20 protein-coding genes are annotated in these 24,879 nt (G+C 66.1%); 14 read left to right on the forward strand and 6 right to left on the reverse strand.

The features are described 5' to 3' along the window. Positions 1-26: 26 nt before the first annotated feature. The 4 genes from mgtA to pip all read right to left on the reverse strand — a co-directional run bounded on the left by mgtA (position 27) and on the right by pip (position 5,008). A complete protein-coding gene (gene mgtA / locus AC5P7X_RS11015) occupies positions 27-2,786 on the reverse strand; it encodes a magnesium-translocating P-type ATPase (protein WP_495214812.1) in 2,760 nt (919 codons plus the stop codon). 63 nt (positions 2,787-2,849) lie between these two features. Next, positions 2,850-3,149 (reverse strand): hypothetical protein, encoded by a 300-nt coding sequence (locus AC5P7X_RS11020; protein ID WP_005416698.1) that lies wholly within the window; start codon positions 3,147-3,149, stop codon positions 2,850-2,852. A 293-nt stretch (positions 3,150-3,442) separates the two neighbouring features. Further along, positions 3,443-3,742 (reverse strand): EF-hand domain-containing protein, encoded by a 300-nt coding sequence (locus AC5P7X_RS11025; RefSeq protein WP_053500233.1) that lies wholly within the window; start codon positions 3,740-3,742, stop codon positions 3,443-3,445. A gap of 318 nt (positions 3,743-4,060) precedes the next feature. Continuing rightward, on the reverse strand, positions 4,061-5,008 hold the full coding sequence (gene pip, locus AC5P7X_RS11030) for a prolyl aminopeptidase (RefSeq protein WP_188247494.1): 948 nt from the start codon (positions 5,006-5,008) through the stop codon (positions 4,061-4,063). Positions 5,009-5,122: 114 nt separating this feature from the next. Here pip and AC5P7X_RS11035 point away from each other — a divergent pair, with 114 nt between their 5' ends. Further along, positions 5,123-5,788, forward strand: a complete 666-nt coding sequence (locus tag AC5P7X_RS11035) for a TraX family protein (protein WP_329842189.1) — start codon at positions 5,123-5,125, stop codon at positions 5,786-5,788. A gap of 117 nt (positions 5,789-5,905) precedes the next feature. Then, positions 5,906-6,331 (forward strand): organic hydroperoxide resistance protein, encoded by a 426-nt coding sequence (locus tag AC5P7X_RS11040; RefSeq protein ID WP_005416694.1) that lies wholly within the window; start codon positions 5,906-5,908, stop codon positions 6,329-6,331. A 42-nt stretch (positions 6,332-6,373) separates the two neighbouring features. Here AC5P7X_RS11040 and AC5P7X_RS11045 read toward each other — a convergent pair whose 3' ends face one another. Further along, positions 6,374-7,246, reverse strand: a complete 873-nt coding sequence (locus AC5P7X_RS11045; protein WP_171957048.1) for a hypothetical protein — start codon at positions 7,244-7,246, stop codon at positions 6,374-6,376. A gap of 219 nt (positions 7,247-7,465) precedes the next feature. On the opposite strand from AC5P7X_RS11045, the gene AC5P7X_RS11050 reads away from it, so the two are divergent. Together AC5P7X_RS11050 and AC5P7X_RS11055 are read left to right on the forward strand one after the other, a co-directional pair. After that, the gene (locus AC5P7X_RS11050; protein WP_329842192.1) at positions 7,466-10,132 is read left to right on the forward strand and encodes a sensor histidine kinase; all 2,667 of its coding nucleotides are present in this window, start codon (positions 7,466-7,468) and stop codon (positions 10,130-10,132) included. A gap of 32 nt (positions 10,133-10,164) precedes the next feature. Next, entirely contained in the window at positions 10,165-13,542 is a 3,378-nt protein-coding gene (locus AC5P7X_RS11055) for a hybrid sensor histidine kinase/response regulator (RefSeq protein WP_329842194.1), read from the forward strand. Positions 13,543-13,574: 32 nt separating this feature from the next. On the opposite strand, the gene AC5P7X_RS11060 is transcribed toward AC5P7X_RS11055, so the two are convergent. Then, positions 13,575-14,222, reverse strand: a complete 648-nt coding sequence (locus AC5P7X_RS11060; RefSeq protein ID WP_053500238.1) for a response regulator — start codon at positions 14,220-14,222, stop codon at positions 13,575-13,577. 80 nt (positions 14,223-14,302) lie between these two features. Between AC5P7X_RS11060 and AC5P7X_RS11065 the strand changes: the two genes are divergently transcribed. From AC5P7X_RS11065 to AC5P7X_RS11110, 10 genes are all read left to right on the forward strand, one after another. Beyond that, positions 14,303-14,980 carry a response regulator gene (locus AC5P7X_RS11065; RefSeq protein WP_070489829.1) on the forward strand — a complete coding sequence of 226 codons (678 nt, stop codon included), beginning with the start codon at positions 14,303-14,305 and terminating at the stop codon, positions 14,978-14,980. Further along, entirely contained in the window at positions 14,973-15,290 is a 318-nt protein-coding gene (locus AC5P7X_RS11070) for a hypothetical protein (RefSeq protein ID WP_141750812.1), read from the forward strand. Before AC5P7X_RS11065 ends, AC5P7X_RS11070 begins: the two co-directional genes overlap by 8 nt. A gap of 641 nt (positions 15,291-15,931) precedes the next feature. Beyond that, complete coding sequence (locus tag AC5P7X_RS11075) at positions 15,932-16,837, forward strand: hypothetical protein (protein ID WP_495214814.1); 906 nt, start codon at positions 15,932-15,934, stop codon at positions 16,835-16,837. A gap of 232 nt (positions 16,838-17,069) precedes the next feature. Next, the gene (locus AC5P7X_RS11080) at positions 17,070-17,975 is read left to right on the forward strand and encodes a hypothetical protein (protein ID WP_053500916.1); all 906 of its coding nucleotides are present in this window, start codon (positions 17,070-17,072) and stop codon (positions 17,973-17,975) included. 56 nt (positions 17,976-18,031) lie between these two features. Then, on the forward strand, positions 18,032-18,712 hold the full coding sequence (locus tag AC5P7X_RS11085) for an outer membrane protein (protein ID WP_346607277.1): 681 nt from the start codon (positions 18,032-18,034) through the stop codon (positions 18,710-18,712). A 166-nt stretch (positions 18,713-18,878) separates the two neighbouring features. After that, on the forward strand, positions 18,879-19,433 hold the full coding sequence (locus tag AC5P7X_RS11090) for a fimbrial protein (RefSeq protein WP_070489831.1): 555 nt from the start codon (positions 18,879-18,881) through the stop codon (positions 19,431-19,433). A 58-nt stretch (positions 19,434-19,491) separates the two neighbouring features. Further along, on the forward strand, positions 19,492-20,241 hold the full coding sequence (locus AC5P7X_RS11095; protein WP_053500910.1) for a fimbrial biogenesis chaperone: 750 nt from the start codon (positions 19,492-19,494) through the stop codon (positions 20,239-20,241). Positions 20,242-20,321: 80 nt separating this feature from the next. Then, on the forward strand, positions 20,322-22,904 hold the full coding sequence (locus AC5P7X_RS11100; protein ID WP_495214816.1) for a fimbria/pilus outer membrane usher protein: 2,583 nt from the start codon (positions 20,322-20,324) through the stop codon (positions 22,902-22,904). Positions 22,905-22,933: 29 nt separating this feature from the next. Beyond that, the gene (locus AC5P7X_RS11105) at positions 22,934-23,944 is read left to right on the forward strand and encodes a fimbrial protein (RefSeq protein WP_329842205.1); all 1,011 of its coding nucleotides are present in this window, start codon (positions 22,934-22,936) and stop codon (positions 23,942-23,944) included. Then, positions 23,941-24,696, forward strand: coding sequence for a fimbrial biogenesis chaperone (locus tag AC5P7X_RS11110; RefSeq protein ID WP_080375117.1), 756 nt, complete (start codon positions 23,941-23,943; stop codon positions 24,694-24,696). The genes AC5P7X_RS11105 and AC5P7X_RS11110 overlap by 4 nt, the downstream gene beginning before the upstream one ends. The last annotated feature ends 183 nt before the right edge of the window (positions 24,697-24,879 follow it).

Raw genomic sequence — 24,879 nt, forward strand, 5'->3', positions numbered from 1 at the left:
TTCTCCCTGGACAAAGCGGCGGGCGCTTACTGCCAGCCGTAACGACGGATGTAGAACCGCTTCAGCGCAGTGGTCAGCACCGCGTAGCCGAACAGGATCGCGACCAGGAACGGCCAGTAGCCGGCCGGCAGCGCCTGCAGCTTGAAGTAGTCGGCCAGCGGGCTCATCGGCAGGGCCACGCCAATGGCCATGATCAGGCCGGTCATCAGCAGCAGTGGCGGCGCGGCGATGCTCTGCAGGAACGGCAGCTTCGGCGTGCGGATCATGTGCACGATCAGGGTCTGGGTCAGCAGGCCGACCACGAGCCAGCCGGACTGGAACAGGCCCTGGTCGGACGGCGTGCGTGCATCGAACACGTACCACATCAGCGCGAAGCAGCTCAGGTCGAAGATCGAGCTGATCGGCCCGAAGAACACCATGAAGCGGCCGATGTCCGCCGGGTTCCACTTCAGCGGCTTGCGCACCAGCTCCTCGTCCACGTTGTCGAACGGAATGGCGATCTGCGAGATGTCGTACAGCAGGTTCTGCACCAGCAGCTGCAGCGGCAGCATCGGCAGGAACGGCAGGAAGGCCGAGGCCACCAGCACCGAGAACACGTTGCCGAAGTTGGAGCTGGCGGTCATGCGGATGTACTTCAGCATGTTGTTGAACGTGCGCCGGCCCTGGATGACACCTTCCTCCAGCACCATCAGGTTCTTTTCCAGCAGGATGATGTCGGCCGCCTCCTTGGCGATGTCCACCGCACTGTCCACGCTGATGCCGATGTCGGCTGCGCGCAGCGCCGGTGCATCATTGATGCCGTCGCCGAGGAAGCCGACCACCTTGCCCTGAGCACGCAGCTCGCGCACCAGGCGCTCCTTGTGCAGCGGCGTCAGCCGGGCGAACACGCGATGGTGGTGCAGCGCCCGCGACAGCGCGCCGTCGTCCATGCGCTCGATCTGCGGCCCGGTCAGGATGGTGTCGGTGTCCAGCCCCACCTGCGCGCAGACACGCGCGGTTACCAGTTCGTTGTCACCGGTGAAGACCTTGACCTCCACGCCATGCGCGGCCAGCGCCTGCAGCGCCTGCGCGGCCGATTCCTTCGGCGGGTCCAGGAAGGCCACGTAGCCTATCAGGGTCAGGCTACATTCGTCGGCCTGCGAATAGGCGGTCTGGCTGGCTGCGGTCTCCTTCATCGCCACCGCCACCACGCGCAGGCCCTGTTCGTTCAGTTCCTCGGTGGTCTGCCGCACCCGCGCCAGGCGGCGCTCGTCCAGCGGCATGTCCTGGCCGTTCTCGCGCACGGTGCTGCACACCGCCAGCATCTCTTCCACGGCTCCCTTGCAGATCAGCTCATGGTGGTCCTCGCGCTCGGAGACCACCACCGACATGCGGCGGCGCTCGAAGTCGAATGGGATCTCATCCACCTTGTGGTAGTCCTGCGACAGCCGCAACGAACTCTGCAGCTCCACGTGTTCCAGCACTGCGCGGTCCAGCAGGTTGATCAGCCCGGTCTGGAAGTGACTGTTGAGGTAAGCGAACTTCAGTACGTCTTCCGAATCGTGGCCGAACACATCGGTGTGGCGCTCCAGCGCGATCCTGTCCTGGGTGAGGGTGCCGGTCTTGTCGGTGCACAGCACTTCCATCGCGCCGAAGTTCTGGATGGCATCCAGGCGCTTGACGATCACCTTGCGCCGCGAAAGCAGCACCGCGCCCTTGGCCAGGGTGGAAGTGACGATCATCGGCAGCATTTCCGGCGTCAGGCCCACCGCCACCGACAGCGCGAACAGGAACGCCTCGGTCCAGTCGCCCTTGGTCCAGCCGTTGATCAGCAGCACGAACGGCACCATCACCAGCGCGAAGCGGATCAGCAGCCAGCTGACACTGTTGACGCCGGCCTGGAATGCGGTGGGCGCACGGTCGGTGGCGGTGCTGCGCTGGGCCAGGGTGCCGAAGTAGGTGCGGTTACCGGTGGCCAGCACAATGGCGGTGGCCGTACCGGACACCACGTTGGTACCCATGAACAGCAGGTTGTGCTGTTCCAGCAGGCCGGCCAGGCCATCGCCCGGGTGCGCGAATTTCTCCACCGGCAGCGACTCGCCGGTCATCGCCGCCTGCGCCACGAACAGGTCCTTGGCGTTCAGCACGCGGCAATCGGCCGGAATCATGTCGCCTGCCGACAGCACGATGTGGTCGCCGGGCACCAGTTCACGGATCGGCAGGTCCAGCAGGCGTGCCGGGCGACGGCTGTGCAGGCGCGCGCCGAAGTACTGGTCTGCCACATCCGCAGCCTCGGTGCCGGGATTGCGGCGCAGCACGCGCGCAGTGTTGCCGACCAGTGCCTTCAGCCGCTCGGCCGCTCGGTTCGAACGACCCTCCTGCACGAAGCGGATCAGCGTGGACAGCAGCACCATCGCACCGATGACGATCGTCGCCTTGATGTCCTCGGTCAGCCAGGACACCGCCGCCAGCACGGTCAGCAGCAGGTTGAACGGATTGCGGTAGCACTGCCACAGGTGGCGCCACCACGGCAGCGGCTTTTCGTGATCCACCTCATTGGGGCCGAGCGTGGCCAGTCGCTGCTCGGCCTCATGCGGACTGAGGCCATCGGCATGCGAGTCCAGCGTGGCCAGCAGCTCGGCTTCGTCCTGCTGGGCGAGCGTGACCAGGCCGGTGGTGAGCGCGAACGGCGCCGCTTCGGCGCTGCCCGGACCAAACCCGGCTTCGGGCATTGCGCGGCGGCGGAACAGGTTGCCTGCGCGACGGCTGCGCAGGAAGGCGTTGAACCAGGCGTTGAGCAGGCTCATGGGACGCTCCTCGAATGTCAGAGCCGGCCGCAGCCGGAACACGAACGGAATGGGTGAGACAGATCAGGCGTGGCGCATCGCAAGCACTGCCGGAGACCATGGCTGCATGTGCAGCCGCTGGCTGCCACCGATGCACAGTGGCTTCATCGCATCGCGCAGGGGATAGGGCAGATGACGCAGCACAGTGATGCGCTCGCTGATCGGCAGCAGCGACAAGGCGTCGGCCACCACGCGCGGCGAACCGAGCGACAGCGAACGGGCAAACATGACCGGGCCGTATTGCAGCAGCTGGCTGCGCAGGGCGGCAACATCGCGCTCGCCGATCAGGCGGCGCAGGGTGATGTAGAGGATCTTGTAGGACATGGGGGCGATCTCCAGGCAGGCGGCGCCTGGCGGTCCCCCGTCACTCAGGCAGGCAGGGACCGGCGGGCAGGCGCCAGGAACAGGCAACAAGCGGTGATCCGGGGTGCGGCGCACCCGGCAGGGTCGGGGTCCATCTGCGTCTCCATGAGGGAAAGGTGCCAGCCAGGGTTGCCCTGGCCAGTGGTGCTATTGTCCGCCCCTGAATGGGACAGGCCTAGAGACTCGTGGGTTAGCCCGGCTATACCTTGGTATAGCCGGGCATGCACAGCGCCAATCGAGGGTTCAGTGATGGATCAATGCGAAGCGCTGGTCTGCTTGCACACGTCGTACTCGCCACGGGTCAACGTCTTGTCACGGTCGGTATCGCAGGCATGCAGCCGTTCGGCCCAGTCCGGTGCTATTGCATCGACTTCCGCCAGGGTGACGATGCCGTCCTTGTCCCTGTCCAGCGACTCGTACGGCGGTATCAACTTCACTTCGGTGACGTCCTCGGCGGCGGTGGCCTTGCTCGCCTCCTGGGTCCTGGAACAGGCACCCAGCAGCAGGGCCGCACAAAGCGAGAGTGCAATGGGAAGGTAGCGACAAGCGATCATGGCGTGCTCCTGAAGAGAAGGCGGACTACCGGTGCGGTGGTCACGGCCGGATCTTCTGCGGGAGGCTGTAAGTGGGCTGCGAAGAATGGGGCCCGTGGACCGTTGCCGGTGGGTTGCCATTCACCGGGCCACGCAGCTACGACTGCGCGGAGACGCCTGGGCGAGGTGGCTCGACGGAGACGGCTCGGTAGAGTCGACTGCCAGTCGACGATCGCGCGCGGCGCGGGGCTTTCAGCTTCCTGCCAAGAGCAGTCGACTGACAGTTGACTCTACCTTCCTACGGTGGAATGCCGGCCAGCGGCCGGCACTACCCTCCCTTCAGAAGCGGTCGGCAAAGGCGTCCGTGGCCCGCACAAGCGCATCCACCGTGGCCGGCTCGTTGGCACTGTGGCCGGAGGTCACCATCTCCAGCCGCGCTTCCGGCCACGCCTTGGCCAGGTCCCAGGCGCTGCGCGGCGGGCAGATGATGTCGTAGCGCCCCTGCACGATCACGCCCGGCAGGTGGCGGATGCGATCCATATCGCGCAGCAGCTGGTCCGGTTCCAGGAAGATGCCGTTGCGGAAGTAGTGCGCCTCGATGCGGGCCTTGGCCAGTGTGTCCAGCGGGTCATCGGTGGACTCGGCGTCCACATCATGCTGCAGGGTGGCCGCGTTGTCTTCCCAGCCCAGCCAGGCCTGCGCGGCTTCGATCCGGATCGCTTCATCCGGGCTGTCCATGCGGCTCCAGTAGGCTGCGATCATGTCGCCGCGCTCGGCTTCCGGAATGTAGGCCTCATAGCGGTCCCAGCGCTCCGGGAAGATCCAGCGCGCACCGCCGTTGGCCTCGGCGAACCAGCGGTTTTCCATTTCGCGGCCGAGGAATACGCCGCGCACGATCAGGCCGGTGGCGCGCTCGGGATGCGCCTGTGCGTAGGCCAGTGACAGGGTCGACCCCCAGGAGCCGCCATAAACCAGCCAACGCTCGATGCCCAGGTGCTCACGCACCTTCTCGATGTCGGCCACCAGGTCCTGCGTGGTGTTGTCGCGCAGCTCGCCGAACGGGGTGGAACGGCCGCTGCCACGCTGGTCGATCAACACAATGCGGTAGCGTGCCGGATCGAAGAAACGGCGATGGGTGGGCGAAATGCCCGCGCCTGGGCCGCCGTGCAGGTACACCACCGGAATGCCGTCCGGTGTGCCGCACTCTTCGACATGCAGCGTGTGCAGATCGCTCACCGGCAGGGTGAACTCGCGGTAGGGTTCGATGGCGGGGTACAGGGTGCGCATGGCAGGTGTCTCACAAGCTGGGGCGGCCAGCATAGCGCCGACACCTGCAGGCTGCAGCGACGGGCTCCTGCTCGGCGCTGGAAATGGGCTGGCCGATGCGCATAAGCTTCCGCGATGCAAGCGACCACGACCGGGACGTCAACCTTCAACTTCACCCTCTGCAGCGGCGCGCGCGAGCTGCTGAAGTGGATCGCACTGCTGGCCATGATCGGTGATCACGTGGCCAAGGTGGTCTTTGGCGGCTACGTACCGGTGGTCAGCGAACTGGGGCGCATTGCCTTCCCGCTGTTCGCGCTGGTGATGGCCTGCAACCTGGCCCAGCCCGGGGCCGACCTGCGCAAATCGATACGCCGGCTCGCGTTGTGGGGGCTGATCGCGCAGCCATTGCACGCATTCGCGTTTGGTTCCTGGCTGCCGCTCAACATCCTGCTTACCTTCACTTTGGCGGTCGTGGCCGTTCATGCGCTGGCGAACCATCGGCCCGTTCTGCTGTTGCTGGCTGCCGGCGTGCTGCCGATGTTCGTGGATTACCAGTGGGCGGGTGTCGGCTGCGTGCTGCTGGGATGGATCGCGTTCCGGCATCGCGCGTGGTGGCTGCTGCTGGTCGGGCTCGCAGCGGTGTGCTGGGCGAACCACAACGGCTGGGCATTGCTGGCCGTACCGGTGGTGCTGCTGGCCGCGCGGGTGACATGGCCACTGCCGCGCTGGCGGTGGGCGTTCTATCTCTACTACGTCGGGCACCTGGGGGTGCTTGCTGCGTACGTGCTGCTGCGCGCCTGATTTGTCGCTGCAGGGTGGCGGCTATCGTCCCTGTCCGATGGAACGTGCTCGATCCTGCTTCCACGATGCGGCTTCCGGCCGCGTCCGCGGTCGCGCAACCACGCAAAGGAGCACTCCATGAGCATTGAACAGATCCTGTACACCGCCCAGGCCACCGCCGTCGGTGGTCGCGAGGGCCACGCCACCTCATCGGACAGGATGCTCGATATCGCGCTGTCCACGCCGGCAGAACTGGGTGGGACTGGCGGGACGGGCACCAACCCGGAGCAGTTGTTCGCCGCAGGTTACTCGGCGTGTTTCCTCGGCGCGCTGCGCCATGTCGCTGGCCACGAGGGCGTGAGCATCCCCGACAATGCTTCGGTTACCGGTCGCGTTGGCATCGGCCCGGTCAGCACCGGCTTCGCCATCGACGTCGCGCTGACCATCTCGTTGCCGGGCGTCGACAGCGAGCAGGCACGTGATCTGGTCAGCAAGGCCCACGTGGTATGCCCGTACTCGCATGCCACCCGCAACAACATCAACGTCGCGCTCATCGTAGCCTGACCCAACCGCCGCAGCGGGACGCGCCCGCTGCGGCCTTCGGGTTTACCCCGGCGCCATCCAGTCCAGTGGTGATGCCGCGAGAAATGCCTGCACCGTGCTGTACAGCGCGTCCGACTGTGCAGCGCTCCCATCCAGCCGGAACTCACCCAGCACGTGCAGGGTGCCGGCGCCGTCGTCATCGTTGCGATGCCCGGCAAGCAGCACCGGCACCCGCGCCAGTCGCGCAAGCCGCAACGGTGCGGGGTGACGATGGCCCGGCAGCGCGGAACGTACCATCAGCAGCGGATCCAGCAGCGCGATGATCGTGGCGCCACGTTGCAGCTGCCGCCAGCCCTGGCCGGGCATGGACGATGATCCGATGTCCAGGCGATGGCCCTGGCCCTGCAGTGCCGACAGGATTCGATGCTCGGCCGACCCTGGAGCGTGCGGGCAGCGGATGAAGTAGTGTGCCGGCGCACCCGGCCGGTCCAGCACGGCGGCGATGGCCAGTTCGACATCACCGGTGGGTAGCACGCAGACCACCCGGCGCCTGCCGGCTCCTGCTGCCCAGAGCGCCTGGGGGTCTTTCCAGGTGATCAGGCGCGCATGCCGTTTCACGGCGGGGAAGGGGAGTGAGCGCAGGTGGCGCAGGCGCATGCGCCGCAACCACGCATGTGCCAGCATGATGCTGCCCAGTCTGCTCGCCGTGCCGGCGGGCAGGCCGACCTGTTGCAGGGCGCTACAGGTGCGCTGGTAGCGACGGGTCTGCAGGCAGGATCCCAGCACGGCAGAGATCTGGCAGGCGACGCGCCGTTGCTGCGACGGTGACAGCAGGCGCGCGGCGAAGCCGCCCAGGCGCAGGCTGGCCTGATCGAGTGCATGCCGGCTGAGCAGCCGCAGCAGCCACCAGCGTTCGCCCATGCGTCGTGCCCACATTGCCGTCTCTCCGCGCCCTGCCGTTTCGAGATGACAGGGTTGCGGCGGGCGCAATGGACAGGAACCGGACAAGTACGAATTGTGGGTTGGCGTGAATAGTGGGGGGAATGCGACACCCCAAACCCCGAAATTGGACATCGTCCTACATCGACGCGGGCGCCGCCGACGCATGCTGGCTCTCCTTTCGAGTTACGCGAGCGCACCGCGCCGCCTGTTGCCATGCCATCGTCCCGTCCAGCCATTGCAGCGTCCCTGTATCGCCTGCACGCCCGTGCCGGGGCGGGTCCGGCCGATGGCGGCGAGCTGCAGGCACTGCGGCGCTACCCGCGGCGGCTGATGCTGGCCTGCGGGGCGGTACTCAGTCTGTTGTCGATCAGCGTGCTGATCACGCTTATCGTGGTGCAGGTGAACGCCTACGAGGCCCGGCGCATTGCCGATTTCCGCCGGGCCCACAACGCGTTGCAGATCCAGCTGGCGCGACAGGATGCCAGCTATGCCCGCCTGGCCAACATGGCCGAGTACGCCTGGGGCCACGACGTACGGCTGGGCCAGTCCAGTTCCGATGCCATGTACCTGGCCTATCTGCAGGGTGGGCAGCGGTTGGTGGTGGTGGCTGACGACAGCAGCCGCCCGCAGATGGCGCTCGGCCTGCAGACACTGCAGTGGCAGCCGCAGGAGCTGAAGCGCTACCTGCAGCTGAGTGCCGCCGTCTCGTTGATCCAGCGCCTGACCCGAACCTCCGATGAAGGCGAGCCGGTGGGAGCGTCCTACTTCTTTGATCCCAGTGGACAGTATCTGTCACTGGACAAGGGGCTGACCGAGCGCAGCCTGGCCGACGCACTGGGCACGCGCTCGCGCGACGAGATCTTCGAGCACCTGCGGGCTCCGGCGCAGCTGCTGGCCCCCGCCTCGCTGCATGACCAGGTGCCGCTGCTGGAGAGCCTGGCACGCAGCGACGCACCGCAGCGCACCTTCGGCCGCCATCCGATCACCGGCCAAGCCTCGCTGGTGTCGGTGTTCCAGGCCAGCGCCGGAGACGCACCCATTGCCACCTTCGTTGCGTACGAACCGCTGGCGCGCTTGCAGGCGCTGCTTCGCCGCAACAGCCAGGGCCACCTGATGCTGCTGGACCGTGACGGCCTGCGCGTGCTCTCCAGCCACGAGGATGCACGTGATGTCAGCGGCGCCGACGCCGACTGGGTCCTGCTCGGCAATGCCACCCGCGCACGCTTTCACAACGGGCGCTTCACCCTGGCGCTGGCGGTGAATGGCACGCCCTGGACGCTGGTGGAAACCTACCGCTGGCGTGACATCCTGCGCGGCATCGCGCCGATGCTGCTGTCGGGCGGCGCCTCGCTGATCGCCGCGCTGGCCGTGCTGTGGATCTTCCTGCTGTGGCTGCACAAGCGCATGTACATGCCGGCGCTGCGCCAGGTGAAGGCGATCTACGCGCGCGACCAGCGCCTGCGTCTGCTGCTGGACTATGTTCCAGTCGGGGTCGCGCTGCTGGACGCCCGCAGTGGTGAGGTACAGGACCTCAACAGTCCGTTGCAGCGGATGGACCGCGCCAGCGGTGGCCGCTTGATTCCACAGCTGCGCGCCGCGGTCGAGCAGGCTGATCTGGCCGATGGCCCGGTCATCCTCAGCGGTGAGCTGCCGCTGGCCAGCGATCCGCAGCAGCGACTGTTCCACCGTACCCACGTCCACTGCGGCGGGCACGCGTGGCCGGGAGGCGTGCTGCTGATGGTGGAAGACACCAGCGAGGACATGCGCGCCCTGCTGGCCGAGCAGGAACTGACCGCCGCCGCCGAATCACGCAGCCACGCCAAGTCGAATTTCGTGGCAGCGATGAGCCACGAGATCCGCACGCCGCTGCACGGCATCATCGGCCATCTGGAACTGCTGGCGCGCGGGCCGCTGCCGCAAGAGTCGATGGAACGGGTACTGCGCCTGCGCCAGTCGACCGATTCGCTCATGGACATCATCACCGACGTGCTGGACCTGTCGCGCATCGAGTCCGGCCAGTGGACATTGACGCCCGAGCGGTTCTCACCGGCGGCGATGCTCGAGCGGGTGGCGCTGCTGTATGCCCCGATGGCCAATGCCAAGGGCCTGCAGCTCGATTGCGTGGTGGGCGCCGACGTGCCGGAAGGTGCCGTGGCGCCGATGGCGGCGATCGAGCGGGTGCTGCGCAACCTGGCCAGCAATGCGCTGAAGTTCACCGCGTCCGGTCGCGTGCAGCTGGGTGTGTCATGCCGTCGCGAGGCCGCCCAGGCCTGGCTGCGTTTTGAGGCAACCGATTCCGGCATCGGCCTGAGCCAGGCAGAGTGCGACCGCCTGTTCCAACCCTTCGTGCAGGCAGACACCACCATCCTGTCGCGATTTGGCGGCTCCGGGCTGGGCCTGGCGTTGTGCCAGCAGCTCTGTGAGCGCATGGGCGGCCGGATCTGGGTGGAAAGCACGCCTGGGGTCGGCAGCCGTTTCGCGTTCGAAACCCCGCTGGCGACCTCGGTCACGCAGGTCGCGGCCGTACCACTGGCAGGCCGGGTGGTGGGCCTGTTGGCCGCTGCCGGGCCGTGGCGCACCGAACTTGAGCGGCGGCTGCGCGGCTTCGGCGCACAGGTGGTCACACCGCCAGTGCTGGCACAGGCCCCATGGCTGGAACTTCCCGAGGAGGCGACGGTGGTGATGTTCGAGCCTGGCCCGGGTGAATGGGAGGGGGTGTTGCGCTCCGGCCGTGCGTGGGTGCGGGTCTGCCGCGAAGGTCCGCTGCGTCCGCAGTGGCAAGGGGAGGGGCAGGTGGTGTCCTGCTATGCCAGCGAATCGCTGTATCAGGCTCTGGTTCAAAGCGAGCCAGAACCGCCAGTCAATGTCGCAATCGGATAAATTGCATGGGCACCCACGTCAGGATCAATGTCATGGCAGGTTCCGGAACCGCGCCCACCGCAGGAAGCTCGGCTGCCGCAGCGCGCCTGGACGACCTGCGCCGCCTGCGCAAGCGCCTCCTCATCGGCGGCGGCGCCCTGATCACCGTGCTGGTGTTGCTGGCGGCCATCGTCAGCTCCATCGCCGACGTGGAAGAGTTCCATGGCCGTGAACGGCAGTCGTTCATGGAAGCCCGGGCTGCGATGGACTACTTCCTGTTCCAGCGTGACCGCGCGTATGCCACGGTGGTCAACGGCAACGACGTGCTCTGGCGCGACCAGCGCCCGGTCCTGCAGCACGCCGGCGCCGCGCTTGCAGAACGCTTCCATGCGCAGGGCGAGGAACTCCTGGTGCGTGCCGAGGGCCGCACGGCCGTGCCGTGGCTGGTGCTCGGGCTGCAGGACAACCCGCTGCCAGCGCACGAGCTCAGTGCCTATCTGGGCATGATCGAGGTCTATTCGGCCTATACCGCCGATTCGATCACCTCGCAGGAGGCGCCGGGCTCGGTGACGGTCTATGCCTACGAGCCGCAGGGGCGGTTGCTGGCCGTATCCAATCTGCGCGATGAGGCGCAGCTGCTTCAGACCCTCGGCGTGGCCACGCGCCAGCAGGCGTTTGCGCGGCTGCTGCGCGACGAGCCCGACGTGCGGCGGCTGGCGCCGCGGCCCGGCCCGATCCGCTCGGCATCGCGCGAGGGGCGGCTGCGCTCGCACTTCGCGGTGAACCCCTTCAACGGCCAGGCCTCGCTGGTCGGCACGTTGACCATGGCCGAAGGCACCACGCCGTACTTCCGGCGCGTCGTGTTCGAGTCCATCGATACCATCCGGGCACGCCTGGAGGCGCGCGAAGAGGGCCGCTACCTGGTGGCCACCGGCGACCATCGCGTGGTGCTGAGCAGCGGCGGGCTCACCGCTGACGAGCAGGCGCTGGCACTGGCCGCCGTGGCCAGTGGCCTGGGTACCAAGCCGGTGCGCCACTATGCGAACGGCCGCTTCATCCTGGCCTGCGCGCTGCCCGGCGTGGACTGGACGCTCAGCCACGTCTACGACTGGTCCGATATCTGGCAGGCGCAGGGCAACTACCTGTTGATCCGCTGGATCAGCGCGCTGCTGATCATCGTTCTGTTGTGGTGGCTGCTGCGCCGTATTGACCGGCGGGTATTCACGCCGGCGCTGGCCGATGCGTCGCGGGTCTACGAAAGCGAGGCGCTCAGCCGCGCCATCATCAGCACCGCGCCGATCGGCCTGGCGCTGCTCGCGCGCGACAATGGTCGTCCGCTGCTGGAGAACGACACCGCACGACAACTGGTGCAGGTCACCCAGCATGACAGCACGGCGGAGGGCGAGGTGGCGCCGCTGTACGCACGCCTGGCCGAGGCCGGGCGCGGCGTGCAGGGCGACGAAGCACTGGACCTGCACTGGGCGGCCGATGAAGGCAGTACCACCCAGCTGCAGATCAGCCTGGCGCTGGCCAGGTATCACGATCAGGCGGTGTGGGTGTGTGCGCTGCGCGATGTCACTGCGCAGGTGGAGCTGGAAGAGAACCTGCGTCGCGCACGCGAAGACTCCGAAGCGGCGCGGCAGTCGGCGGAAGCCGCCACCCGTGCCAAGTCAGCCTTCGTGGCCACCATGAGCCACGAGATCCGCACGCCGCTCAATGGCGTGCTGGGCCACCTGGAGCTGCTCGGCCGGTCGCCGCTGCAGCCGGGCCAGCGCGAGCGGCTGGACCGCATCCGTTTCTCGGCCGATGCGCTGATGCGGATCATCAGCGACGTGCTGGATTTCTCCAAGATCGAAGCCGGGCAGCTGGATGTCGAGCTGGCGCCGTTCCCGCTGCGGCCGCTGATCGAGAGCGTGGCGCTGCTGTACGCGCCCGACGCACTGCGCAAGGGCGTGCGCCTGTACTTCGCGGTGGAGGCGCCGGCGGGCCAGGACTGCATCGGCGATGTGCACCGGTTGCGCCAGATCCTCAACAACCTGGTCAGCAACGCGGTGAAGTTCACCGCCTCCGGCCGCATCCTGCTGCGTGCGGAGCTGCTGATCGACGGCGCCGCCCCGCAGCTGCGGGTGCAGGTGGTGGATTCGGGCATCGGCATGACCGACGAACAGGCCCGGCAGCTGTTCCAGCCCTTCCAGCAGGCCGATGCCAGCGTTTCGCGCCGCTACGGCGGCAGCGGCCTGGGCCTGGCCCTGTGCCAGCAGCTGGCACAGGCGATGGGCGGCCAGGTGTCGGTGCAGAGCACGGTAGGCGTAGGCAGCAGCTTCACCCTGCAGTTGCCGGTGCGCACGCAGGCTGCCACGGCGCCGCTGCCGCAGCCACTGCGTGGGCGTCGTAGTACCCTGCTGTCATCGTCTCCGGAATGGCGCAGCGAGTTCGAGCGACTGTTGGTGCAGTGGGGTGCGGCAGTCACCGTACTCGATCATCCGCAGGCCGGGACCGGCGGCGACGTGCTGCTGATCATCGGCGATCACCGCCCGTGGGATCGCGAGGAAGAACGGCAGCTGGCCAGCGCCCATCACCATGCCGTGCTTGCGCATGCACAAGGCCCGTTGAATCCCGAGCAGCGTGGTGACTATACCGAGGTGACCTGCTACGCCAGCGACGCCCTGCTGCTGGCGATCGGCGCCGACGAACCCATCATGCCGGCACCGCAACCGACGCGTGCCACGGCGGTGGACGCGCGCGGGCGGGTGCTGCTGGTGGAAGACAATGCGGTGAATCGCGAGCTGATCCAGCAGCAGCTGGAAGAGCTGGGGTTTGCCGTCGATGCGGCCGAGGACGGCCGCGCAGCACTGGCGATGTGGCAGGACGATACCTACCTGGCGGTGCTGACCGACATCAACATGCCGGTGATGGATGGCTACGCGCTGGCGCGCGAGCTGCGCAGCCGGGGCCACTCGCTGCCGATCCTGGCGATCACCGCCACCGCGCTGGCCAGTGAGCGCGAGCGCTGCCTGGCGGCCGGCATCGACGACCTGCTGCTGAAGCCATTGAACCTGGACCGGCTGGAAGCCGGGTTGAGCAAGGTGCATGCGCGCACGCCGCGCCCGGTGGCATCGGGCATTGCCGCCGGTGGCCGCAGGGTCTCCGCCGCGATCCGGCGCATCTTCGTCGAGACCGGCGACAAGGATCTGCAGGCCATTGCCGAGGCGCGCGCAGCGAACGACCCGCAGCGCCTGCTGGAGCGCGTGCACGCGTTCAAGGGGGCACTGCAGATGCTGGGCGAAACACTGTTGGCCGAGCAGTGCGGGGCGGTGGAAGCGGCATTGCGTGACGGCGTGCCGGTGGCAGACGTCACGTTGGATGAACTGCAGCAGGCGCTGCACGTCCGGCTGGAGGAGTATCGCCAGGCTCTGGAGGCGCAGCCATGAGCGGCCGCCCATGCCGCCGCGCGGCGGCGTGCTCAGCCTGCCGGCGCATCCAGGCCCAGGTCCGAGGCGAACTTCAGCAGTTCCGCATCGCGCTCCACGCCCAGCTTGCGCATGGCGTTGATCTTCTGGGTGCTGACCGTCTGCTTCTTGCGGCCCAAGCGCTCGGCGATCTCGGCCACGCTCAGCCCCGAAATGAACAGCGCCACCACTTCCTGCTCGCGCTCGGACAGCGCGGTCACGCGGCGCACTTCCTTGCGCTGCAGCAGCTCGGCCACGCTGGGCGAGAGATAACGGCGATGCGCGTACACCGCCATCACCGCTGCCTGCACGTGGTGCAGGTCGTCGCCCTTGCTGAGGATGCCGGGCACGCCCAGCGCATCCAGGCGGTTGAGCAGGCTGGGCTGTTCCAGGCCGGTCATCACCACAACGCGCAACTGCGGGAAGTGCGTGCGCAGGTACGCCAGCAGCTCCAAACCATCGCCGTGGATGCCGCCCGGCATCGCATAGTCGGTCACCAGCACGTCGCAGGGCTCGCGTTCCAGCAGGGCCACCAGGCCGGTGGAATCGGTCGCCGCGCCAATGCAGTGGATCGCAGGCGCCTCGTCCAGCGCCGACTTCACGCCAAGGCGGATGACCGGATGGTCGTCGGCAAGTGCAACGCGGATGGCGAGCTGGATCATGGAATGGGAGGTCCGGTCGTTCGGGAAATGGCTGGCCGTACAGCAGGAAAACATACGAACCGCTTCAAGGAGCATGCAGCATGAGCATCCGCATTGTCATCGCCGATGACCATCCCGTCATCCTGGCCGGTGTGCGGGAGGCGCTGGGCGAAGTGCCGGACATCGACGTCGTGGCAGGCGTCGAGGATTCTACGGCATTGGTCGAAGCGCTGGGCAGGTTTCCCGTGGATGTCGCGGTGACCGACTACTCGATGCCCGGTGGCCAGTATGGCGATGGCGTGGCGCTGGTCGGCTTCCTGCGCCGCCGCTTCTCGGCCGTGCCGCTGGTGGTACTGACCAGCGTGGGTGGCGCACAGGTGTTGGCCAGCATCCGCAGGGCAGGGGTGTCGTGCATCGTGTCCAAGGCTGACCCTATTCCAGAGCTGGCCGAGGCCATTCGTGCGGCGAAGGAGGGACGGCCCTATCTGTCGCCGGAGATCGAGCGCCAGTTGGGCAGCGCGACCATTGAACAGGCGGTGCTGACGCGCCGTGAGGCCGAAGTAGTGCGCCTTATCGCCGAGGGCAAGACCCAGAAGGAGATCGCCCAGCAGCTGCAGCGCAGTCGGCAGACCATCAGCACGCAGAAGCATTCGGCGATGCGCAAGCTGGGCCTGCAGCGCAGCGCGGAAATCTTCGAGTACGCGCTCAACGAAGGCATGGTGTCGGCATCACAGGGGGCGCGTCTGGCACGTGGGCCGCGCAGGAACGACGATGACTGAGCATGCGGAAATCAGGCGTTGTCCGATGGAAACGGCCGATCAGGCGGCTAGGGTGGAAGGGCCAAACCCACCTGCCGACGGAGCCGCCGTGTCGCGCCTGCTCGATGTACGCATCGCCGCATTGATGTCCAGCTTTTCCAGATTGTCGCCGCATGGCCAGAAGCGGTTCCTGGATCTGTTGAATGTCTACATCTATGCATCGCCGGCGCAGCGCAGGCAGCTGCGCAGCACCTGGCCGGACGTGGTGATCGAGCCATGCGGCTGCCTCGAAGACGCACCGCAACCGCAAGCCCGCAACTCCACCCGCTGACGATTCGAACTGGATCGAGGGCGACCTCGATCGCGTCCACCTCACATCGGCAGCGAAGTAGCTGGCGAGCGTGTGGATAGTCGGGACCCTGTACGAAGATCTTGTCTCTCTGCCGGTTGCCGACGCCCGGCAGACGTCCTTCCTCAGGCGGAGGAACTACGATTGATCCTCGTACTCTGATCGTTGGACGGTCAGCACTGGTGGGTTGGTCAGGAGGTGGGGTCTGTTCGACAACCCGCAACGGGCGCCCAGTACGGATGACGCCGTCATGTAGTTGCCAGTGCACGGCATCGATGGCGATATCTATCAGATCAGCAATCCAAGCCGTGATCGCTGCGCCCACATTCGGCCGATCAACACCACTCTCTTCATCCCGGCACCCGTCCGCGGAAAGTCACTGACCTTCCGCTATGGAGCCACTCGGCGTCGCTGGGTCTATCAGGCCTGCTGATCGATCAAGGACGGGGAGGCGAGGCCTGGCAGGTCTCGCTTCGCTTTCGGCGAGCGGAGCATGAGCGCGTGGTCAAAATCGTACTCGTCAGGCAGCAGCAATGCGCTGCCCGGCGCATGGTTGTGGTCGCCGCTCCGTACGTGCCCGCTGGGCACGGAGCGGCGTCCCTCAACTGAAACCACGAGACCTCATGATTTCCCGCAAGCTCCTGTGTGCTGCCACCCTGCTGTGCCTGGCACCGTTCACCGCCAGTGCCGCCGAAGCCCATCTGACCCCGAAGTCCAACGGTGGTAGCGGCGCCATGCCGTCGGGCTATTCCAAGCTGTTCTTCGAGATCGCCGACAATGACTTTGCACCGATGCTGACGTTGCCGGCCAACCCGCGCGATCTCGATGACGTTGTGCTGACCTCGATGGCTGATCGCCGCGCCAGCATGCTCGATGCGGCGGGCACCAGCGTAGCCGATCTGGTCTATATCCCGGTGTCGCCGTTGAGCAGCTACAATCTCTGGAAGTCCAACTCGCTGGGCCGCTGGATGACTACCCCCTACGGTGCGGATGCGACGCGCATCGTGCTCAACAAGGGGGCTCACGCACAGGCACCGGCCATCACGCAGACCTTCGTGGATCTGCATGTGACCCGGAACGTTTCCAGCGTCGGCCTGCCGCCGCATGCACCGGCGCGTGCGGTGCTTGGCCTGGTGAACTACACCCAGAACGACGTGACCATCAGTGGCCCGGAACTGGCCGGTGGCATTCAGACCTGCGCCGTCGCACAGACCTGCGCCTTTGTTTTCGATGGGGGCGATGGCCGGTGGCATCCGCGCCGCGGGCGTGCCCACTTCCAGCCGACCACCGAGCAGCTGCCCAAGCTGGCGCAGCGCTGGACCGACATCGTCCTGCAGGGACCTGCCGAAGACGTGAACACCCCGTTGTCGATGATGCTGCCGGTTGAGGCCGTCGACGGCGACGTGCTGCAGATCCGTGACGTGTCGGACTCGCGCGCGTATCGCATCAATGGCACCACGGTGAAGTCGACACCGTTGACCTATCGCTACAACGCCAGCGAGGGCCGCTGGGGTAGCCCGGAGCGCTGAATCACCAGCAGTGCAGGGCGCCAGCCCTGCACTGCCAGATCGCCGGACCGCGTGCCTGGCGGCGCGTGCGGTCCGCGCAGCAAGGTGGATCTGGTGTGATGTGAAGGCTGAGTGAAAATCGTACTCGTCAGACAGATGTACCTGTCTACGGTCGGCATCGTTGCATGTACCGCATCACCTGCTTCGGGCAAGGGCAGCGTGCGGCAACCCTCAACTGCAACCGCGAGACATCATGATTTCACGCAAGCTCCTGTGCAGCGCCGTGCTGGCCTGCATTACCCCGCTGGCCGCTTCGGCTGCCGAGGCCTACCTGACCCCAAGCAAGAACGGCGGCACGGGTGATCTTCCGTCCGGCTACACGAAGGTGTACTTCGAGCTGTCGAACGACGACTGGACCCAGGAGATCAAGCTGCCAAGCAATCCGCGCAGCGGCGATACCGTTGTGCTGAGTTCGCTGGCCACAGCGGGAAGCCGCCTGCTCGCTTCCGACACTGCGTTCTCCCATCTGGCCTATGTTCCGGTGCAGCCGCTGAGCAACATCGAGCTGGCCTGGAGCAGCGGCAGCAAGCGCTGGGAAGTGACCGGGGGCTTGTCTGCGCGCACGCTGCTTGGCCAGAACGTTCCGGACTTCCAGATCCCGAGCACCGACCACGTCGTCACCCAGATGGACCTCTGGGACGGCTATCACGTGGGCACGCTGTCGTTGCCGGACACCGCCGAACGTGGCGCCGTCCTTTCCATCAGCAACCGGGCCACCTGGGGCACGACCCTCACCGGCGCACAGCTGGCCGAGGGCCACGATCAGGTCTGCCCGGGCAGCAGCGAGTGCAGCTTCGTCTTCAACGCCGATGGAAAGTGGCATGCGCGCCATGGGCGCAGGCATTTCCAGCCGACCCAACCGCAGTTGCCGGTGCCGGCGCAGCGCTGGACTGACATCGTCATCAGCGGCCCAGCGGAAGACGTCATCACGCCGATGCTCATGAGCCTGCCGACGGGTGGCATCCACGGCGACATCATCCAGTTTACCGATGTGTCCAACTCCAGGGCCTACCGTGTTGGCGGGTACGGCATCGATGGCAAGGCGAAGACCTTCCGCTACAACGCACGTCTCGGCACCTGGGTGCAGCAGCCGCGCTGAGTAGAGGCGCAGTGCGTGTTGCGCACTGCGCATTGACCGGAGTACTGGAGAACCCTATGCCCAATCCCTTCATGGTCGTTGGCGCCGCCATCGGCATGTGCATTCCTGCCTTGGCAATGGCCGGCGACCCACACAACTACGAGACCGTCCGGGTCATTGATGCGCACCACCAGGCCCGCAACATGGACGCGAGTGCCCGGCCCGGAATCGGCCGCTTCGTAGCGGGTGACCAGAAGCAGAATTTCGTGACCGGTTCGCTCGCGTTTGGCCGCGCCTATGGCAATGGCTGGCGCAGTGAAGGCGAGTTCGTCGCCCGGCGCACGGACACCTACACCAGCGGTTCCAGCGCCTTCACCACCAGCAGCAACCATCACGACGTGCGTTCGCAGCGGCTGATGCTCAATGTCTACCGCGATCTTGCGATCAACCAGGCATGGTCGCTGTACGCCACCGCCGGTGCGGGTCTGTCGCACATCCAGTCAGGCGGCTGGCAGGGTACGCCAAACCGCCGGTACGGCAAGGCAACGCGTACCGGCCTGGCCTGGTCGATGGGGGCCGGTGTTTCGATTGCCGCCGGGACCAACATGACGGTCGATCTGGGATACCGCTATGCGGACCTGGGCCGCACCGAAAGTGGCTGGAACACGTTCGCCAACGCACGTGGCCTGCAGGACGAGAAGCTGCAGCTGGATCTGGTGTCGCGCGAAGCGACGCTGGGGTTGCGGTACGCGTTCTGAATCAATCCTCCGACGCCGTGCGTCTCGTCATTTCTCGTCGTTGTCCTATGCCTGCGCATCGGTGACATCCCTAACATTTCCTCTCGAAGGGAATGCCCTTCGCTCAAGCCCAGGCATAGCGCGGCTTGAACGCAGTACACCTACCAAACACTGGATATTCAACATCATGAACAAGCTTGCAATTGCTCTTTCGGCCGCGCTCTCGTTGGGCGCCGCTGCCTCGGCTCACGCCGCTGACGCCACCATCACCTTCACCGGCAAGGTCGTTGCATCGACCTGTGCGGTCGACGTCAGCACGGGCTCCAACACCGTCGCTCTGCGCCAGATCAATGCAGGTGCATTCAAGGGCGATCCCACCGTGGGCAGCACGCCGTTCACGATGACGCTGAAGGCCGGCGCCGGTACCGCAACCTGCGCCAAGGACAAAGCACGCCTGGTTGTAGACAAGACTGCCAGCGCCATCAACGCGGACGGCATGATCACTGATACCGCGGGCGGTTCGGGGACCCGGACCAACGCTATCGTCAAGTTTCTGGACGCTGACAACGGCGACGCAGCGATTGACCTGACCAAGCTCGACGACCCCGCCCTGCAGCGTGACAAGGATACTGGTGGCGAGTTCAAGTACAACTGGATCGCGCGCTATCACGCACCGGGCGGGGCTGATCTGACCGAGGGTGATTTCAGCGGCAGGCTGGTCTTCGACATCGATAACTACTGATCCGTACTGCCGGGGGCACTAGGCCCCCGGCAACCACCTGATTGCTGAGGATGTCTTCATGCCTTTCATCCATCGAACACTGATGTGCTGCGCGCTTGCGGCGCCGACACTCCTGGCTAGTGTCGGGGTCGAAGCCAAGGTCGTGGTTGAATCCAATCGCGTGATTTACGCGGAAGGCACCAAAGAGCTGAGCGTTCGGACGCAGAACGCAGGCAGCGGTCCGGTGCTGGTACAGGCCTGGGTGAGCGAATATGGCGCCCGAACGCCGCCTTCGGAGAGCAACGCTCCGTTTGTCGTACTGCCGCCGGTTGCGCGCGTGGATGAGGGAAAGCACCAGGCGTTCAGGCTGCGCGCGATTGGTGGAGACTTGCCGGCGGACCGCGAGAGCGTGTTCACCTTCAGCCTTGCTGAAATACCCGCTAGTCCGGTAGGCGAAGCAGCCTCCAGTGCGGTTGTAAACGTAATATTCCGCAATCGGCTCAAGCTGTTCTACCGCCCGCAGTCGATCAGCAAGCTTGACTCTGCCTCTGCCATCGACAGCCTCCGCTGGTCTGTAGTGCCTCAGGGTCACGGTTGGGCACTGCAGGCAGACAACAACAGCCCCTTCCATGTCAGCACGGTCAGGGCTTCGATAACCGTGAATGGTCGCAAGACCGAAGCCGCCAATGTTGACATGCTTCGCCCCTATTCCAAGCAGTCGTTCCCGTTGCCAGGTGCCGCGTCGGCTTCATCGGGCACGGTCACTTTCAAGTACATCAATGACCACGGCGGCGATGTTGAACGCACGATGCCCCTGACCACGAACTGATCCCCCATACCCTCGCTGACTTGCACCACCTGGGCCTGGCCCGGGGCGGCAGCGCCTTGCCCAAACACTGGACCATGACCATGACCCGACATGCCAAGCACAACTCGCTCTGCCGTCGCCCGTTGGCGGCCGCAGTGGTGGCCGCGCTGCTGCCGATGTCAGCATGGGCCGCGCCGAAGGTGGAGTTCAACCCGGATCTGCTGTTCGGCATGGGCAGCGAGCACGTGGATCTCAGCCGGTTCGAGCGCGGCGATCTGCTTCCGGGCACCTACAATGCGGATATCAGCATCAACGGCCAGGTTGTTGACCGACGGGATATCGTGGCCCGCGTTGCCCAGGACGATGAGGTGCGCATCTGCTTCGATGCAGCACTCTTCGAGCTGATGGGCCTGGACGAGAAGCGGCTGGAGGCCGAGCGCGCCTCTGGCGACGATACCGAAGGCACCCTGCTGCCGCTGCCGGCGGAGCCCAGTTGCGAACGCCTGGATGCCTTCATTCCGGGTGCAACGAGCGAGTTCGACGTTGGCGAGCAGGCGCTGCTGATCAGCATTCCGCAGATCTATCTGGCCCGCACCCCGCGCGGCTGGGTGGACCCGGCCCGATGGGACCCGGGCATCACCGCTGTCACGCTGGGCTACAGCCTCAGCCACGATCGCTATCGCTACGAGGGCCGGGAAAGCCAGAACACCAGCATGACCGTGGATGCCGGCCTGAACCTGGGGCAATGGCGGCTGCGCCACAGTGGCTATCTGCACCACAGCAACGACGATGGCATGCGCTACGCAGCGGGGCGCAGCTACCTGCAGCGCAACGTGCCGTCGCTGAATGCGCAGTTGACCGTGGGTGAGTCCTCCACCAGCGGCGACATGCTGCAGGGCGTTAACTACCGTGGCGCGAACATCACCACCGACCCGCGCATGCTGCCGGACGGTGCCAGCAATTTCGCACCCGTGGTGCGCGGTGTCGCGCAGACCAATGCGCGGGTAACCATTCGCCAGCGCGGCTTCGTGATTCACGAGACCAGCGTCGCGCCGGGGCCCTTTGAGATTGACGACCTGCAGATCTATGGTTCCAGTGGCGACATCGAGGTGGAGGTTACCGAGGCCGATGGCCGCATCGAGCGCTTCGTGGTGCCGTTCACCGCCATGCCGCAGCTGCTGCGCCCTGGCCAGCAGCGCTACAGCATCACCGCCGGTGATCTGCGTGACGACCAGTTCGCGCAGAAGCCGCGCTTCATTGAAGCGACGCTGCGCCGGGGCGTGAGCAACAGGTTCACTGGCTATGCGGGTGCCACCGCAGCGTCGGGCTATACCGGGCTGGTGCTGGGCGGTGCCTGGTCGACGCCCATCGGTGCGTTCTCCGGCGATGTCACCTTCAGCGACGCGCGGATTCCGGGCATCAACGGCGGCGTCGAGCGTCGCCGTGGCCAATCCTACCGTGTTGCATACAACAAGGCGCTGTTCGACGACAACACCAACATCACGATGGCGGCCTACCGCTATTCGACCAGCGACTTCCTCACCCTGGCCGACGCCATGCGCCTGCGTGGCAATGTAGGCCAGGAGGCTGGCTATGACATCGTGGGGCGCCAACGCAGCCGCCTGGACCTGACCATCAACCAGCGCCTGCAGGACGGCAAGGGCCAGCTGACGTTCACCGGCAGCACCAGTGACTACTGGGACCAGAACCGACGCCAGACCAGCTTCTCGCTGGGCTATGGCAGCCGCATCGGGCGCGCCAGCTATACGATCAGCGCGCGTCGCACGCTGGAATCGTCGCTGTTCTCCAGCGACGCGGCGAAGGCCACCAACAGCGTGTACCTCAGCGTCAGCGTGCCGCTGGGCGTGCCGGCCAGCGCGCCGCGCCTGGATGTGAATGCAAGCCGCGACAGCAGCGGGCGCAACGGCTACGGCGTGGGCGTGATCGGATCACTCGGCGACACCGGCCTGGGCAGCTACAGCGCCTCACTCAATCGCGACGGCGACCGTTCCAGCTACGGCGTCAGTGCCAACTATCAGTTGCCGGTGGCACACGTCACCGGTTCCTTCAACCGCTCAACGCAGAGCAGCAGGCTCTCGCTGGGCGCCAGCGGCGGCCTGGTGGTGCACGGTGGCGGCATCACGCTGGCCCAGCGCCTGGGTGAGACCGTTGGCCTGGTGCATGTGCCGGGTGCTGCGGGCGCAAAGGTCGACAGCGCCACCGGCGTGAAGACCGACTCGCGTGGCTATGCCGTGGTGCCGCACCTGAGCCCGTTCCGTCGCAACGAGTTGGGCGTGGACCCCAGTGACCTGCCACTGGACGTCGAACTCAGCGCCGGTTCCGTGTCTGCCATCCCCAACGCGGGTGCGGTGGTGAAGATGGTGCTGCCGACGGCCGTGGGCCGTAACGCACTTATCGAAGCGCGGCTGCCGGATGGCACTGCGTTGCCCTTCGGCACCGATGTGCTCAATGCACAGGGCGACGTGGTGGGCGTGGTGGGGCAGGGCAGCCGGCTCTGGGTGCGCGGCCTGGATGAGCAGGGTGAGCTCTTTGTTGCACATGGGGCAGGTGAGGGGGCGCAGTGCCGAATTCCTTATGACCTGCGCGACAGCCCGAGCGCCGATCTTCTGGTTGCGGCCTGTGCGCCGTCGCTGGCTGATCAGGCGCAGCTTGCGGCTGATTGAATCACTTTCGGTGTAGAGGAACACGGATCATGAAATCTCACGTACGAAAATGGGCCAGACAAGGACTGCTGCCAATGATGGCGGTGGTTGCCATGGGTATCGCTGCTCCTGCCATGGCGCGTTGCGACTTCGGGGAGCCTGGTCGCGCGACCCTCACCGGCGCTCGGCTCACAGTCAATGGAACTCAGGTCGGCAGGCCGGTTTCGCCGTGGTACAACCTGTCGTCCGTCGATGATGTTGGCGGCTGCACCGACTCTGGGACGATGTATGTCACCGGCCGTGCCACCACCCAGGGGAGCTACACAGAGGGCCGGTCTACCTATTCCATCTATGAGACAGGCGTCCCAGGGCTCGGCTTCATCATGGCATTCCGGAGCGAGGCGCGGGAGAACGGCATCGACTATCAGCCGGTTGTTGCAGGCACGACCAACTCAAAGGTCTTCTTCCGGCATTGGCTGACGCTGGATCTGAGAATCCGCTTCATCAAGATTGGCGATATTCCAGAAGGCACCCTGATTATTCCGGAAGTGGCTGCGGCGGACTTCATTCTGCGCGACTTCAGCAGCGTGACCACCGGCAATAGGCTTCTGCTGGGCGCAACCTCAATCGAGGGAATTTACAGAAAGCTCTGCTACCCCAGGAACACTTCGGTGAACATGGGCCGTGCGCTGCAGACGGAGTTCTCCACGCGTTACAGCCACAGTGCGCCGCGTACCTTTGATATCGTGCTCGACTGTGAGGAGAAGGTCGGTGATGTCCTGTTCTACCTGGAGGAAAATGCGGCCAGCCCGCTGCTTGATCGTGATCGGGGATTGGTTGAAGTCAGCGGTGGTGCAAAGGGCATCGCCCTTCAGATGACGGACGTGGGCGGGGCGGCGATCCCGTTCGATTCGATCAGGTCCTTCGGCCACAGCGGCGATGCGGCCGGCGAGCTGCGGCGCACGTTCGAGGCGCGCTATGTGCAGACCGTCGGTGATGCCGATGACATCGTGCCAGGCAACGCGAATGCCTCCATTTCCATCGTGATGGCCTACCCATGACCCGTCGACTGGCAGCCTGCGGCATGACGGTGGCAAGGGTGCTCGTGGCCTGCCTGCTGCTGATCAGCGTGGGTGACGCCGCAGCGCAGGTTGCACTGCCCAGCACCAGGGTCGTCATCCGGGCCGAACAGGGCGCGGTAACCGTACCGCTTCGCAACATGGGGGAGGTGCCGGTGCTGGTACAGGCGTGGATTGCCGAAGGCGACCCGAATCAACCGCCGGAGCAGTCAGCGGCACCGTTTGCAATGGCGCCACCGTTGATGCGGCTTGACCCCGGCAAGGACAAGCCGCTGCGCATCAGAACGCTGGCAACGCTCGCGCCCGCCGATGCGCGCGAGCACCTGTACTGGTTGAATGTGCACACCATTTCATCACGTTCGGAACTCGCGCAAGGCGATCGGCTGGAATTGCCGGTGCGCAGCATCTACAAGCTGCTGTACCGGCCCGCAGGCCTTCCGGCGCCAAGCGTGAAGCGGGCAGAGGCGGTCGCGGTGCAGTTGCAGCGCGAGGGCGCGGCGCGATCTCTGGTCGTGACCAATCCGACGCCGTACTACCTGAACCTGGGCGACGTAACGTTGCTGCACGCGTCGGGCGATACCCGCCTGGGCAACCCGCATGTGGCACCGTTCGGCAGCGTCGCGATTCCGATACCCGGCGATGCCCCGGACGGACGTTTGAGTGCACGCTTGAACTGGATCGATGATGACGGCCGCCTGCTGCCCATCGTTCGCGAGCTGGGCCACGGGGGGTAGTGGACCTGCAGACGGGCGGCAACCGGGGCTGTCAACGCGCCGGGCCGCGCCAGACTTGCGCAGCCGGCCTGCAGGAGGGTATACCGTTCGGCATCACGGTTTGAGGCGGCACGTTCCTGGCTATGGACCCATCCGCTGGCGAGGTTCTGAACGAGACGCCTGCGCGGCGGCCAGTCGTGCGTC

The organism is Stenotrophomonas sp. YJH_SMC_53 (assembly GCF_059369995.1).

Bases quoted from the DNA above. Each gene is read 5' to 3' on its own strand.
- mgtA (WP_495214812.1), bottom strand. From the start codon at position 2,786: ATGAGCCTGCTCAACGCCTGGTTCAACGCCTTCCTGCGCAGCCGTCGC.
- AC5P7X_RS11020 (WP_005416698.1), bottom strand. From the start codon at position 3,149: ATGTCCTACAAGATCCTCTACATCACCCTGCGCCGCCTGATCGGCGAG.
- AC5P7X_RS11025 (WP_053500233.1), bottom strand. From the start codon at position 3,742: ATGATCGCTTGTCGCTACCTTCCCATTGCACTCTCGCTTTGTGCGGCC.
- pip (WP_188247494.1), bottom strand. From the start codon at position 5,008: ATGCGCACCCTGTACCCCGCCATCGAACCCTACCGCGAGTTCACCCTG.
- AC5P7X_RS11035 (WP_329842189.1), top strand. From the start codon at position 5,123: ATGCAAGCGACCACGACCGGGACGTCAACCTTCAACTTCACCCTCTGC.
- AC5P7X_RS11040 (WP_005416694.1), top strand. From the start codon at position 5,906: ATGAGCATTGAACAGATCCTGTACACCGCCCAGGCCACCGCCGTCGGT.
- AC5P7X_RS11045 (WP_171957048.1), bottom strand. From the start codon at position 7,246: ATGTGGGCACGACGCATGGGCGAACGCTGGTGGCTGCTGCGGCTGCTC.
- AC5P7X_RS11050 (WP_329842192.1), top strand. From the start codon at position 7,466: ATGCCATCGTCCCGTCCAGCCATTGCAGCGTCCCTGTATCGCCTGCAC.
- AC5P7X_RS11055 (WP_329842194.1), top strand. From the start codon at position 10,165: ATGGCAGGTTCCGGAACCGCGCCCACCGCAGGAAGCTCGGCTGCCGCA.
- AC5P7X_RS11060 (WP_053500238.1), bottom strand. From the start codon at position 14,222: ATGATCCAGCTCGCCATCCGCGTTGCACTTGCCGACGACCATCCGGTC.
- AC5P7X_RS11065 (WP_070489829.1), top strand. From the start codon at position 14,303: ATGAGCATCCGCATTGTCATCGCCGATGACCATCCCGTCATCCTGGCC.
- AC5P7X_RS11070 (WP_141750812.1), top strand. From the start codon at position 14,973: ATGACTGAGCATGCGGAAATCAGGCGTTGTCCGATGGAAACGGCCGAT.
- AC5P7X_RS11075 (WP_495214814.1), top strand. From the start codon at position 15,932: ATGATTTCCCGCAAGCTCCTGTGTGCTGCCACCCTGCTGTGCCTGGCA.
- AC5P7X_RS11080 (WP_053500916.1), top strand. From the start codon at position 17,070: ATGATTTCACGCAAGCTCCTGTGCAGCGCCGTGCTGGCCTGCATTACC.
- AC5P7X_RS11085 (WP_346607277.1), top strand. From the start codon at position 18,032: ATGCCCAATCCCTTCATGGTCGTTGGCGCCGCCATCGGCATGTGCATT.
- AC5P7X_RS11090 (WP_070489831.1), top strand. From the start codon at position 18,879: ATGAACAAGCTTGCAATTGCTCTTTCGGCCGCGCTCTCGTTGGGCGCC.
- AC5P7X_RS11095 (WP_053500910.1), top strand. From the start codon at position 19,492: ATGCCTTTCATCCATCGAACACTGATGTGCTGCGCGCTTGCGGCGCCG.
- AC5P7X_RS11100 (WP_495214816.1), top strand. From the start codon at position 20,322: ATGACCCGACATGCCAAGCACAACTCGCTCTGCCGTCGCCCGTTGGCG.
- AC5P7X_RS11105 (WP_329842205.1), top strand. From the start codon at position 22,934: ATGAAATCTCACGTACGAAAATGGGCCAGACAAGGACTGCTGCCAATG.
- AC5P7X_RS11110 (WP_080375117.1), top strand. From the start codon at position 23,941: ATGACCCGTCGACTGGCAGCCTGCGGCATGACGGTGGCAAGGGTGCTC.